Origin of the sequence: Streptomyces sp. NPDC052023, from assembly GCF_044548465.1 — a bacterium.
Taxonomy (GTDB): domain Bacteria; phylum Actinomycetota; class Actinomycetes; order Streptomycetales; family Streptomycetaceae; genus Streptomyces.
On record NZ_JBIUBW010000030.1, the window covers coordinates 52573 to 64890 of the forward strand.

Annotated in this window: 8 protein-coding genes and 3 pseudogenes; 8 read left to right on the forward strand and 3 right to left on the reverse strand. The window is 69.4% G+C overall.

Annotation, left to right across the window (positions count from 1 at the left end):
- Positions 1-493: 493 nt before the first annotated feature.
- From ACIHCM_RS35215 to ACIHCM_RS35240, 6 genes are all read left to right on the forward strand, one after another.
- The gene (locus tag ACIHCM_RS35215) at positions 494-1855 is read left to right on the forward strand and encodes an ABC transporter substrate-binding protein (RefSeq protein WP_399905379.1); all 1362 of its coding nucleotides are present in this window, start codon (positions 494-496) and stop codon (positions 1853-1855) included.
- Between the two features lie 64 nt (positions 1856-1919).
- Positions 1920-2852: a carbohydrate ABC transporter permease gene (locus ACIHCM_RS35220; RefSeq protein WP_399905382.1), complete on the forward strand. Its 933-nt coding sequence runs from the start codon at positions 1920-1922 to the stop codon at positions 2850-2852.
- Positions 2849-3751 (forward strand): carbohydrate ABC transporter permease, encoded by a 903-nt coding sequence (locus ACIHCM_RS35225; protein ID WP_399905385.1) that lies wholly within the window; start codon positions 2849-2851, stop codon positions 3749-3751. Before ACIHCM_RS35220 ends, ACIHCM_RS35225 begins: the two co-directional genes overlap by 4 nt.
- The gene (locus ACIHCM_RS35230) at positions 3748-5781 is read left to right on the forward strand and encodes a beta-galactosidase (RefSeq protein ID WP_399905388.1); all 2034 of its coding nucleotides are present in this window, start codon (positions 3748-3750) and stop codon (positions 5779-5781) included. Before ACIHCM_RS35225 ends, ACIHCM_RS35230 begins: the two co-directional genes overlap by 4 nt.
- Before the next feature lie 33 nt (positions 5782-5814).
- The gene (locus tag ACIHCM_RS35235; RefSeq protein WP_399905392.1) at positions 5815-7980 is read left to right on the forward strand and encodes an alpha-galactosidase; all 2166 of its coding nucleotides are present in this window, start codon (positions 5815-5817) and stop codon (positions 7978-7980) included.
- A 106-nt stretch (positions 7981-8086) separates the two neighbouring features.
- Entirely contained in the window at positions 8087-9079 is a 993-nt protein-coding gene (locus tag ACIHCM_RS35240; protein ID WP_399905394.1) for a LacI family DNA-binding transcriptional regulator, read from the forward strand.
- Between the two features lie 87 nt (positions 9080-9166).
- On the opposite strand, the pseudogene ACIHCM_RS35245 reads toward ACIHCM_RS35240, so the two are convergent.
- A pseudogene (locus ACIHCM_RS35245) lies at positions 9167-9346 on the reverse strand (response regulator transcription factor); the annotation flags it as partial.
- Positions 9347-9401: 55 nt separating this feature from the next.
- Between ACIHCM_RS35245 and ACIHCM_RS35250 the strand changes: the two are divergent.
- Together ACIHCM_RS35250 and ACIHCM_RS35255 are read left to right on the forward strand one after the other, a co-directional pair.
- Positions 9402-9759 (forward strand): annotated as a pseudogene (locus ACIHCM_RS35250) (IS1380 family transposase); the annotation flags it as partial.
- Between the two features lie 521 nt (positions 9760-10280).
- A complete protein-coding gene (locus ACIHCM_RS35255) occupies positions 10281-11096 on the forward strand; it encodes an IS5 family transposase (RefSeq protein WP_399905397.1) in 816 nt (271 codons plus the stop codon).
- On the opposite strand, the gene ACIHCM_RS35260 is transcribed toward ACIHCM_RS35255, so the two are convergent.
- Both ACIHCM_RS35260 and ACIHCM_RS35265 read right to left on the reverse strand, forming a co-directional pair.
- The gene (locus ACIHCM_RS35260; protein ID WP_399905400.1) at positions 11088-11516 is read right to left on the reverse strand and encodes a DUF5959 family protein; all 429 of its coding nucleotides are present in this window, start codon (positions 11514-11516) and stop codon (positions 11088-11090) included. The genes ACIHCM_RS35255 and ACIHCM_RS35260 overlap by 9 nt on opposite strands.
- 144 nt (positions 11517-11660) lie before the next feature.
- Positions 11661-12216 (reverse strand): annotated as a pseudogene (locus tag ACIHCM_RS35265) (hypothetical protein).
- Positions 12217-12318: the final 102 nt, after the last annotated feature.

Below are 12318 nucleotides of genomic sequence, written 5' to 3' on the forward strand. Positions count from 1 at the left end.
TCTGGTTCGGGTGAGAGCGCGCTGAGCAGGCGAAACGGCGCGAGCTGACGATTCGAAGCCGACGTCGCTGCCTGCCGGGAGTCACGGTGCCGTGGCACCCTGAACAGCGCACGGGGTGACGCCACGTCAACTATGCGACGCGGCACGGTAAGGGTGGGACTCACTGCTCGTCGCGGCGTACCTACCGGCTCCCCGGGCGGTGTCCAGCCCGGCATGGCGCCCCGCCCTCGGTGCACGCCATCGCTCTCCTCCCGGCGTGCTCGAGCACCGTAGCGTAATCGATTCCGCAATACGAGAGAGTGAACACAGGTCGTGCGTGGCTTCAGAAAGCAGCAGCTCAGCGCGCCTTTTTGCGCGCAGAGTCTCGTTCATGGCAGGTAACAAAGGGGCCTCATTGCTCATGAGTTCGTCATCAGATGTTGACTTCTGTGAGTTCCTGAGGTCTCGTGTGCCCACTGCCTCGGCGGAGCGGACCTCGGTGCAAGGAGAACCCATGACCATGCGTGATCGCATATCCCTGGCAAGACGCTGCGTGATCGGCGGAACGGTAGCGGCCCTGACGGCGCTGACTGCCTGCGGCGGCGGTGACGGCGGCAGCGAGGCCGACGGCGGGGGAGAGGCGTCCTGCAAGCCCGCCTCGGGCAAGGTCACGCTGGACTACTGGTCCTGGGTCCCCGGGATGCAGAAGGCCATCGACGTCTGGAACAAGGAAAACCCCGACATCCAGGTCAGGCTGAAGACGACTCCCGCAGGGAACGCCGGCACCTACCAGAACATGTCCAACGCCCTGAAGGCCGGCAAGGCCCCGGACCTCGGCCAGGTCGAGTACGACTCCCTGGCGAGCTTCCGGCTCAAGGAAGGACTGACGGACATCTCCTCCTGCCCCGGCGTCAAGGATGCGGGCGGCAAGTTCGTCGACTGGACCTGGTCCCAGGTGGAGTTCGGCGCCGACGGCAAGGACGGTGTCTGGGCCGTTCCCCAGGACACCGGCCCCATGGCCCTGTTCTACCGCAAGGACATCTACGACAAGCTCGGCCTCAAGGCCCCGGCCACCTGGGACGAGTACGCGGAGCAGGCCCGCAAGCTCAAGCAGGAGGGCAAGTTCATCACCCACTTCTCCCAGACGGACCCCAACTGGTTCACCGGCCTGCTGTGGCAGAACAAGGCCACCATGTTCGAGCGTGACGGCGACACCTGGAAGGTCACCGTCGACCGGCCCGGAAGCCGGCAGGTCGCCGACTACTGGCAGAAGCTGATCGACGACAAGCTCGTCGCCACCGACCTGCAGGGCTTCTCGCCGGCGCTGTACAAGGCGTGGAACTCCGGCGAAGTGGTCACCTGGATCAGCGCTGCCTGGGGTTACAGCACCATCCGGGACAACGCCAAGTCCACCGACGGCAAGTGGGCGGTCGCCCCCATGCCGCAGTGGGAAGGCGGGCAGGAGCAGGCGGGCAACTGGGGCGGCTCCACCACCACGGTGATGGCCGGGACCAAGCACCCCGCCGAGGCCGCCAAGTTCGCGCTGTGGCTGAACACCGACCCCGAGGCACTGGAGATCCTCAACCGCGAGGGTGGCCTCTACCCCGCGGCCAAGGCCGGACTGGAACTGCCCGCCCTCAAGCAGCCGGTCGACTTCTACGGCAAGCAGAAGATCTTCGACGTCTTCGCCCAGGCCTCCGCCAACGTGGACACCGACTTCACCTGGGGTCCGACCATGACGGACACCTACCGCTTCCTCAGCGACGGCACGGCGAACGCCATCGCCGGCAAGAGCACACTCGGTGACGTGCTCGCGGACACCGGCGCACAGAGCGTCGAGTCCTTGCGCAAGCAGTCGCTCGACGTGGCCGAGTGACCGGTCCCTCCCTGGTCTCCCCGCCGCCCCCGGGCGGCGGGGAACAGTACATCGAAGGCTGCACGTGACAACCACCAACGCACCCGCCCCGGCCGCCGGCGCCCCGGCCCCGGCGCGCCGACGACGGCGCCGGACCCTCGCCCCCTACGCCTTCCTCGCCCCCTTCCTCATCCCCTTCTGCCTGTTCACCCTCGTCCCGGTCGGCTACGCCTTCTGGCAGAGCCTCCACAAGACCGAACGCACGGGCGGCACCTTCGGCCGCACCCAGACGGTCTTCGCCGGGTTCGAGCAGTACGGCAGGGTCCTGCGGGAGGACTACTTCGCCGAGAGCCTGCTGCGCGTCCTCGGCTTCGCCCTCGTGCAGATTCCCGTGATGCTGCTGCTGGCGCTGGTCCTCGCACTGCTGCTGGACTCCGCGGTCGCGCGCGCCAAGCGGTTCTTCCGGCTCGTCTACTTCGTGCCGTACGGCATACCCGGCGTCGTCGCCGCCCTGATGTGGGCCTTCCTGTACGACCCGCGGCTGTCGCCCGTGGTGGACCTGCTGAGGTCGGCCGGCGTGCACGTCGACCTGCTCGGCCCGGACGCGATCCTGTGGTCCATCGCCAACGTCGTCACCTGGACGTACACCGGCTACAACATGCTGATCATCTATGCCGCCCTGCAGGCCGTGCCCTCGGACATCGCCGAGGCGGCCCGCGTCGACGGAGCGAGTGGCTGGACCATCGCCCTGCGCATCAAGATCCCGATCATTCGTCCGGCCCTGATCCTCACCGGCGTCTTCTCCATCATCGGCACCTTCCAGCTGTTCACCGAGCCGCAGGTCTTCCGGTCCATCTCCACCAGCGTGACGAGCACATACACGCCGAACATCGCCGCGTACTCGCTCGCCTCGGGCGACAGCTACAGCGAGGCCGCCGCCCTGTCCGTCATCCTCGCGCTCGTCACGTTCGTCCTGTCGTTCGCGTTCCTGCGCTTCACCTCCAGGAGGCAGGGATGAGCTTCCTCACCCGCACCGAGGGCGCCCACGCCCCCATGGCCACCACCGGCCGGCGGCGGCCACGTACCCGCGTGTCCACCGTCGTCGCCATCACCTTCATGATCGCGGTCGCCTGCTACATGCTGCTGCCGGTCTACTGGCTGCTCGTGTCGTCGACCAAGAGCCAGAGCGATCTGGTCACCACCCCAGGATTTCTCACCGCCGACTGGCACTTGGGCGACAACCTGTCCTCGCTCTTCGCCCAGCAGGACGGCGTCTACGCCCGCTGGCTGCTCAACAGCCTGCTGTACGCGGGCGCGGGAGCGGCTGTGGCCACCCTGCTGGCCGCGGCGGCCGGGTACGCGCTCGCCAAATACGCCTTCCGCGGACGTGAGGCGGTCTTCTCCGTCGTCCTCGGCGGTGTCCTCGTACCGGCCACGGCGCTCGCCCTGCCGCTGTTCCTGATGTTCGCCGAACTCGACGCCACCAACACGTTCTGGTCGGTGTTCCTGCCCAGCATCGTCAGCCCGTTCGGCGTCTACCTCTCGCGGATCTTCGCCGCCGCGTCCGTCCCCGACGAGGTGATGGAGGCGGCCCGCATGGACGGCGCGAGCGAGTTCCGCATCTTCCGCACCATCGCGCTGCGCCTGATGTCCCCGGCGCTGGTGACCATCTTCCTGTTCCAGTTCGTCGTCATCTGGAACAACTTCCTGCTGCCTCTGATCATGCTGCAGGACGAGAGGCTCTACCCCGTCACCCTCGGCCTGTTCACCTGGCAGTCGCAGACCAGCCGCCTGCCCGAACTGCAGACCCTCACCATCGTCGGCGCCCTGGTCTCGGTCGTGCCGATCGTGCTCACCTTCCTCCTCCTGCAGCGCTATTGGCGCGCCGGACTCGCCGCTGGAGCCGTTAAATCGTGAACCACCCCCTCGCCGAAGTGAACCGCCGCCTCGGCGGCATCGCCTACGGCGGCGACTACAACCCGGAACAGTGGCCGCGTGAGGTCTGGCGCGAGGACGTCCGCCTGATGCGCGAGGCGGGCGTCAACCTCGTGACCGTCGGTGTCTTCTCCTGGTCCCGTATCCAGCCCCGCCCCGGCACGTACGACTGGAGCCTGCACGACGAGGTCCTGGACCTGCTGCACGCCCACGGCATCGCCGTCGACCTCGCCACCCCGACCGCCGCACCACCACCGTGGTTCACCCGGCGGCACCCCGACGCCCGTCCGGTCACCGCGGCCGGCACCCGCCTCGCCCACGGCAGCAGGCAGGTCTTCTGCCCCAGCAGCCCCGCCTACGCCGAGGCGGCGGACGCCCTCGTCACCGAGCTGGCGACCCGCTACGGCGACCATCCCGCCCTCGCCCTGTGGCACGTCCACAACGAGTGGGGCAACCACAACGCCCTGTGCTACTGCGACACCAGCGCGGCCGACTTCCGGACCTGGCTGCAGGAGCGGTACAAGACCCTGGACGCCCTCAACGACGCCTGGGGCACCGACTTCTGGAGCCAGCGCTACGGGGACTGGGACGAGATCGACCCGCCCCGGGACACCACCGCCTTCAGCAACCCCGGTCAGGAACTCGACTACCGGCGCTTCTCCTCGGACGCGCTGCTCACCCGGCACATCGCCGAGACGGCCCTGCTGCGCCGGATCACTCCCGACGTGCCGATCACCACCAACGTGATGGGCACCCTGGAGAAGAAGGTCGACGGCTACGCCTTCGCGGCCGCATGCGACCTGGTCTCCGTCGACCACTACCTGCCGGCCGCCGACCCCGACGGCCACATCGACCTGGCGCTCAACGCGGACCTCGCCCGCGGTATGGCGGGAGGCCGCCCCTGGGTGCTCATGGAGCACTCGACCTCCGCGGTCAACTGGCAGCCCGTCAACGTGGCCAAGCGGCCCGGGGAGACCCGCCGCAACAGCCTGACCCATCTCGCCCGCGGCGCGGACGGGCTGATGTTCTTCCAGTGGCGGCAGTCCCGCGCCGGCGCCGAGAAGTGGCACTCCGCGATGCTGCCGCACGGCGGGACGGACAGCCGCGTATGGAAGGAAGTCAGCGCGCTGGGCGCGGAGCTGGCCTCGCTGCGGGAGGTCACCGGCACCCGGGTGCACGGCGATGTGGCCGTGTTGTTCGACTGGCACAACTGGTGGGCCCTGGAGCTGCAGGCCCGGCCGTCCGACCAGTTCCGCTACCTCGACGTGGTCCGCGACTGGTACGAGGCACTGTGGACCATGAACATCACCTGCGATCTCCTGCCCCCCGGCGCCGACCTGACCCCGTACCGGGCGGTCGTCGCCCCCAATCTGTACCTGCTGTCCGACGACGACGCCGACAACCTCACCCAGTACGTGCGTCAGGGCGGCCACCTCGCGGTCGGCTGTTTCAGCGGGCTCGTCGACGACTCCGACCGGGTGTGGCCCGGCGGTCATCCGGGCGCTCTGCGGGACGTGCTCGGACTCGTCGTGGACGAGTTCCTGCCGCTGCGGACGGGCGAGCACGCCCGGCTCGCCGACGGAACGGACGTCGAGCAGTGGACGGAACGCGTCGAACCCCGAGGCTGTACCACGGTGCTGCGCTGGGCGGACACGGCCGACGGCGGCCCCGCCCGCGGCGGCCCGGCGGTCACCCGGCACGACTTCGGCAGCGGCGCCGCCTGGTACGTGGCCGGCCGACTGCCCGTACCGGCCCTGCGCGGGCTGCTCCGCACGGTGTGCCGGCAGGCGCGGATCACCCCCGTCGTCGAGGGACCGCCCGGACTGGAGGCGGTACGCCGGGTGGGGCGGCGGCACACCTACCTGTTCCTGATCAATCACACGCAGGAGACCGTCACCGTGCCCGTCGCCGGCCAGGCCCTCGCCGGGCCCGAACTCACCGGCGGCCGGGCCGTGGTGCCGCCCGGAGGAGTGGTCGTCGTCCGCGAGGACCACGACCCCGCCTCAGCCTGACACGTCCGCACGAACCGAATGAGGAACGGTCACGTGACCACCGAACCCGCCCGCCCGGTCCCGTCGTCGTCCGCCGGTGCATCACGCCGAGTGCAGCTGGACGAGGAGAGCGGCACCGTCATGCTGCGCACGGACCGGGGCGCCTACGTCCTGCGGGTGGACCGCGCCGCGGGGACCGTCCGGCACGTCCACTGGGGCGCCTCGCTGCCCCTCGCCGACGCCGTCTCGCTGCCGCTGTGGAGCGAGAACGACAACAGCTTCGCCGGCCGCTGGGACGGAACCGAGGAGTACCCCGTCGACGGCGGCGCCCGCTTCGCCGCGCCCGCCCTCGAGGTGCGCTTCGCCGACGGCAGCAGTCCCGTCGAACCGACCGTCCAGGACGTGGTCCTGCTCGAGGGCGACCACGTGGCCGTCCTCCTGCGGGACTGCACCCGGCCGCTGGCCTGGCACCTGCACTACCGCGTCCCGCCGGACGGCGACGTGCTGGAACGGTGGACGGAGTTCGTGCACACGGGCGCCCCGCAGGACGGGGATGTGTTGCTGGTGCGGTACGCCAGCGCCCACTGGCCGCTCCCGCAGCGAGCGGACTGGCGGCTGAGCGCCGTGCACGGGGGATGGTCCGCCGAAGGCCACCTCGAGCGGTCGGCGCTGCCGGTCGGCGAGACCACGCTGGGCAGCAGGCGCGGCCACACGGGACACCACGCCAACCCCTGGATCGCCCTCGACCCCCAAGACACCGGTGAGGAACATGGTGACGTCTGGGTCGTCGCGCTCGCGTCCAGCGGCAGCTGGCGCATCACCGCGCAGCGCACGGCTGCCGGCCGGACCGGCGTACTGGCCGGCGAGGGACACGAGGGCGCCGAACTGCGCCTGAGGCCCGGTGGCCGGCACCGCACCGCGGTCAGTCTGGCCGTGCACAGCAGCCACGGCTTCGGAGGCGCGAGCCGGTCCTTCCACCGTCACCTGCGCGCGCACGTCCTGCCGCACCCGCAGGAACTGCGGCCGGTCCTCTACAACTCCTGGGAGGCCACGTGGTTCGAGGTGAGCGAGGACAACCAGATCGCCCTCGCCCGCCGTGCCGCCGCCGTCGGCGCGGAGCTGTTCGTGCTCGACGACGGCTGGTTCCGCGGCCGTGAGGACGACCGCTCGGGACTCGGCGACTGGACGCCCCATCCGAAGCGGTTCCCGCGAGGGCTGCGTCCGCTCTCCGACGAGGTGCACCGCCTGGGTATGGCCTTCGGTCTGTGGGTGGAGCCCGAAATGGTCAACGCCGACAGTGATTTGTACCGCGCCCACCCCGCCTGGGTCCTGCACCTCCCCGACCGCACGGCCACCGAACTGCGCCACCAGATGGTGCTCGACTTCTCCCGGCCCGAGGTGACCGACTGGGCCCTGGGATGGCTGCGCCGGCTGGTGACCGAGAACGCGGTCGACTTCCTCAAGTGGGACTTCAACCGCTCGTTCACCGAAGCGGGCACCCACGCGGGCGGCCCCGACGCCAGGCGCGTTCACGTCGATCACGCCAGAGGGCTGTACCGGGTGCTGGACCAGCTGAGGGCGGAGTTCCCCCAGCTGCGCATCGAGGCGTGCGCGGGCGGAGGCGGACGCGTCGATGCGGGCATCCTGAGCCGCACCGACCAGGTGTGGACCTCCGACAACACCGACGCCGTGGACCGCCTGCGCATCCAGCACGGCTTCAGCCAGCTGTACCCGGCACGCGTGATGTCGGCATGGGTGACCGACAGCCCCAACCCGCTGACCGGGCGGACGGTGCCGCTGCGCTTCCGCTTCCACAGCGCCATGGCCGGAGTGCTCGGCATCGGAGGGGACCTGACGCGCTGGACGGACGCCGAACTCGCCGAGGCCGCGGAACTGGTCCAGGTGTACAAGGACATCCGTGCCGTGGTGCAGCGAGGAGAACAGTTCCGTCTCCTGCCGCCCGGGAACGGCCCGTTGACGGCCGTGCAGTACGTCGACGAGGACCGGACGGTCGTGCTGATCTGGCGGCCCAGCACCGCGTACGGCCCCCCGGAGCCGCCGCTGCGCCTGCGCGGCCTGGAGGCAGAGGCCCGCTACCGCGACGAGGACACCGGACGGGAGTGGTCGGGGGCGACCCTGATGGCCTTCGGTATCCCGCTGCCCGACCTGCCGCCGGGGGACTGCGCCAGCGCGCTGATCCGGCTGCGCCGGGGGTGGTGAGGGCCGCGCAGCCAGGGCCGGAGCCGTGGACCGAGCCCTGCGCGGAGAGCGCTTTCACAGCCTCACCGCAGGTGAAGTAGGGTGGCCGTCGAAGGGAGCGTGTGTGGTGCGAGAGCGGGTCACGATGGCCGATGTCGCCCGGGCCGCAGGCGTGTCGTCGGCCACGGTCTCCTATGTACTCTCCGGCAAGCGGCCTGTGGCCCCGCGGACCCGGGCCGCGGTGGAAGCGGCGATCGAGGAACTGTCGTTCACCGTCAACGTCACTGCGCGCAGCCTGCGCACCGGCCGGTCGAGCCTGGTGGCCCTGTTCGTGCCGGACATCGCCAACCCTTTCTTCGCGCAGCTCGCGGCGACATTGCAGGAGGAACTACGCGGCCTCGGGCTGCACGTCGTCGTGTGCGACACCCGCGCGCGCCGGGACGAGGAACGCGCCCTGCTCGCCGAGGCGGTCCAGCAGCGTTTCGCCGGCGTCGTCATCACCCCGTTCCGGCTCAAGCCGGACGACTTCAAGCCGCTCATGGACACCGGCATACCCGTCGTAGTCAGCGCCGACGTGTCCTTCGGCCCGATCGATCTCGTCACGCCCGACGCGCGCGTGGCGACCCGGCGGGCGCTGGAGCAGGTGGCAGCGGCGCAACGCCGCCGCATCGCCATGATCGCAGGCCCCCGCGACGCCACCGGCGGGGACCCTCGTCTGAAGCACCTGCGCGCGCTGGCCCTGCAGTTCGGCATGTCACTGCCGCACGAACTGGTGGTCCGGGGCGAGCACACCCGGGAGGCCGGAGCGGCGGGCTTCGGCGAGCTGATGAACCGCCGCTACCGCCCCGACGCGGTGTTCTGCGGCAACGACATGATCGCCGTCGGCGCTCTGGACAAGGCCCACGAACTCGGCATCGACATCCCCGGCGACGTCGCCCTCGTCGGGCACGACGATGCCTCCTTCGCGTGCCTGGTCCGTCCCCAGCTGACCACCATCCGCTACCCGGCGGCAGAGGTCGGCCGGGCCGCCGCCGGGCTGCTCACCGAGCGCCTGAACGGCCGCAAGGTTCACAAGACGGTGCGCGTCAAGGCCGAGTTCGTCGTCCGCTCCTCCGTGTGAGTCGGCCGCAGTCGGCACGGGCGCGGCAACCGTTGGCTCAGGCAGTGCCCGTCGCGCCGCGCCTGTTATATGACGTCCGCCCCAGCATCAGGTCAGGCCGGTGTCGCGGGCGACCAGCGCGGCCTGGACGCGGTTGGTGACAGCCAGGGCGGTGAGGATGCGGCTGAGGCGTGCTTTGTCGGTGCTCTCGCGCATGACCAGGGCGTTTGCGATGTCGTCGTTGGTGTAGCCGCGTGCGAACAGGGTCAGGACGTCGGACTCGCGGGGGTGTCTCTAGTCGTAGTTCAACGTCAACTTGGGCGGGTTCGAGGCTCGCACGGTGCGGCTGCCGAAGGAGTACCGGCGCGGAGCAGACGCTGATCCGCACCGACTCCGGCGGGGGCACCCACGCGTTCGTCGGCTGGCTTTCCGCCCGCAGCCGGTGGCTGCCCTACGCGGGCGGTGTGACCGTCACCGATGCCGTTCACCACGCGGTCCTGTCCGTCCCGCTATCGGCCTGGACACCGGCTGTCGAGCCCGACGGCGAGATCCGCCATGGCGCCTGCGTGGCCGAGCTCGACGGCGCCTTGCTCAAGGGCTGACCCAGGGTGATACGCCCGATCGTCCGCAGGGAACGGCGCCACCCCGGCGCCCAGTTGCGCTTCACCGACATCGACGGCATGCGCCTGACCTGCTTCGCACAGCAACGGATTGCAAGCGCGCAGCCGCGGCGACATGGCGACGTTCACACTTATCTCCGAGTCGGATTTCGCCTTGAGGAGGGAGACCAGGAGCTTCCACCAGCCGAAGAATACGGAGACGTGCACGGGAGAAAGGTCTCGACCGAGTCTTCTACGTGGCCTGCGGTTCATGTGTGTACACCAAGGACCTGGCCCACCTCCCTGGGGCGTCTCCGTCCAGGAGGGAAGCCTCGACCGCGCCGATCGGTGGTTCCCGCCGCAGGCCGGGATCTACGCCTGGAGCTGGCAGCCCTGGATGCCGGCGCTTCCGATCCCGCAACACGAGCACGGCGTCCCGGCCGCAGCGGATGCGGCGTGCTTCGAGGCCGGCGACGGTCTCCGCTTGCCGACTGGTGCTGCGCCACGGCGTGCACGGCGAACCTGAGACGATCTGGCAGTTCGCCCGCTTGCCTAAGAACTCCTAACGAAATGATCTTCGAGGTGGTTGGATCGCTCCGGGACTGATGATCCGGGGGTGTGGGGTGGCGCGGCCGAAGCCATGGGATGTCGATGACGAGCTGTGGGCGGTGGTCGCATCGTGCCTGCCGAAGGTGGAGCGCCGAACTCGCCATCCTGGGCGGAAGCGGCATCCGGACCGGCTGGTGTTCCAGGGCATCCTGTTCGTTCTGCACACCGGGATCGCCTGGGAACACCTGCCGCAGGAACTCGGCTTCGGCTCAGGCATGACGTGCTGGCGCCGCCTGGCCGAGTGGACCGAGGCGGGTGTGTGGCCGCGGCTCCACGAAGTTCTCCTTGCCAAACTTCGCCACGCGAACGCCCTGGACTTCTCCCGGGCGGCGGTCGACGGCTCCCATATCCGCGCGTCAAAAGGGGGTTCCAAGACAGGACGAAGCCCCGTTGACCGGGGCAGAGCGGGCAGCAAACACCACCTGATCACCGATGCCTCCGGCATTCCGCTCGCCGCCACCCTGACTGGCGGCAACCGCAACGACGTCACCCAACTCATCCCGCTACTCGAAGCGGTCCCGCCGGTGCGGGGCAAGCGCGGGCGGCCCCGGCGCCGGCCCGGAATCATCCTCGGCGACCGAGGTTACGACCACGACAAGTACCGCCGCCTCGTCTGGGCACTCGGGGTGAAGCCGGTCATCGCACGCCGGGGCACCGAGCACGGTTCCGGCCTCGGTGCCCAACGCTGGCTTGTGGAGCGGGCGTTCGCTCATCTGCACTGGTTCCGCCGCCTGCGGATCCGCTGGGAGGTACGGGACGACATCCACGAAGCCTTCCTCATCCTTGGATGTGCGCTCATCTGCTGGCGGCGGCTTGTCGCCCTACGCTGACAGCATCGGAACCCAGTGATTCATCACCTCTCGCAGGCGTTGCCGGTGGTCAGCGATCCAGTCGTCCGGCGGGACGAGCGGCACCCGCACGGTGACCATGGATCCCGACTCGTCCTCTACGACTACCTCCGGGCAGTCATGCTCGCCGGTGAGCTGGATGGAGATGGACGGCCCTCTGTCCCACTCCATCCAGACCACGTCTTCGCCGACGTCGAGCCTGTTCAACGCGGTGGCCCAGCATTCCAGCTTCGAGGCTGACAGCACCAAGCCGATACGACCGGATACGAACGGCGTCCTGACGACGACCTCGGCGTCGAGCCCGGCGCTCCACCCGGGGTCGCGCCCCAGACCGTTGACGGTGACGCTGTTCCCCTTGTCGTCGGCGAGGGAGATGAGTTCCCTCGCAGCGATGCCGCCCATAGCTGCCCCTTCATCGGCGAGTACCGGGGGATCGTCGCCCGGACAGGAGTGCGACCGCCACTCCATTTCCTTAGGGGTTCTAAGAGTTGTCCCCCAAAGGTCTCGGCTCCGAGTGCGGAGCGGCCTGAAGGGCTGGCAAGGTGGTCAGTCGCTCGTTCGTGAGGTGCCCAGCGACTGGGCGAAGTCGGCGAGCGTGTCGAAGCCGGTCTCCCGCAGGCCAATCCGCGGGTTGACGTGGTGGAGCAGCCCGGGTCCTTGGTGGTGGGTGGTCACGTAGGTCTGATCCAGCTCGCTCTGCTCATCGTCCACCCAAGCGAAAGGACGGCCGCCTGCGTAGTCCACCAACGGTCCGGTCTTCCAGTGCACCCCACCAGGGCGTTCTTGGAACAGGGCGTCGCCGAAGTCGACGAAGGGGAGTTCCGGGAGGCCGAGGACTGGTGCGATCCACCGGTTTGCGTCGTCCATCCATCCACGTGGTGGCCCAGCACAGCTCGAAGCCGAGCTGGAGCAGGGTTCGCCCGTGCGCTGGGTGGAGCCAGACCCGAAGGGGGCATCGTCGGGACGAAAAGCCCGTACCGCCCTGATGGGCGCCATTCCGGGGAACTCTGAGCGTGGTGTAGCCGTCGGGACGCCTCTCCGGCTGAGCCGCATAGGGGTTGAGTGGCCCGTCCACGTCAAGGAATAGCAGTGGTCGGTACACGGTTTCCCTCTGAGGGGCCTCGTGTTCTTCGGACAGGGATCTGACTGTCTATTTCACGCGACGGCTCGCAACTTCACATGTTCGGCGTGGACTTCTCGGGGA

Excerpts from the sequence above, each read along its gene's own strand:
- ACIHCM_RS35215 (WP_399905379.1), top strand. The coding sequence starts at position 494 with ATGACCATGCGTGATCGCATATCCCTGGCAAGACGCTGCGTGATCGGC.
- ACIHCM_RS35260 (WP_399905400.1), bottom strand. The coding sequence starts at position 11,516 with ATGGGCGGCATCGCTGCGAGGGAACTCATCTCCCTCGCCGACGACAAG.
- ACIHCM_RS35225 (WP_399905385.1), top strand. The coding sequence starts at position 2,849 with ATGAGCTTCCTCACCCGCACCGAGGGCGCCCACGCCCCCATGGCCACC.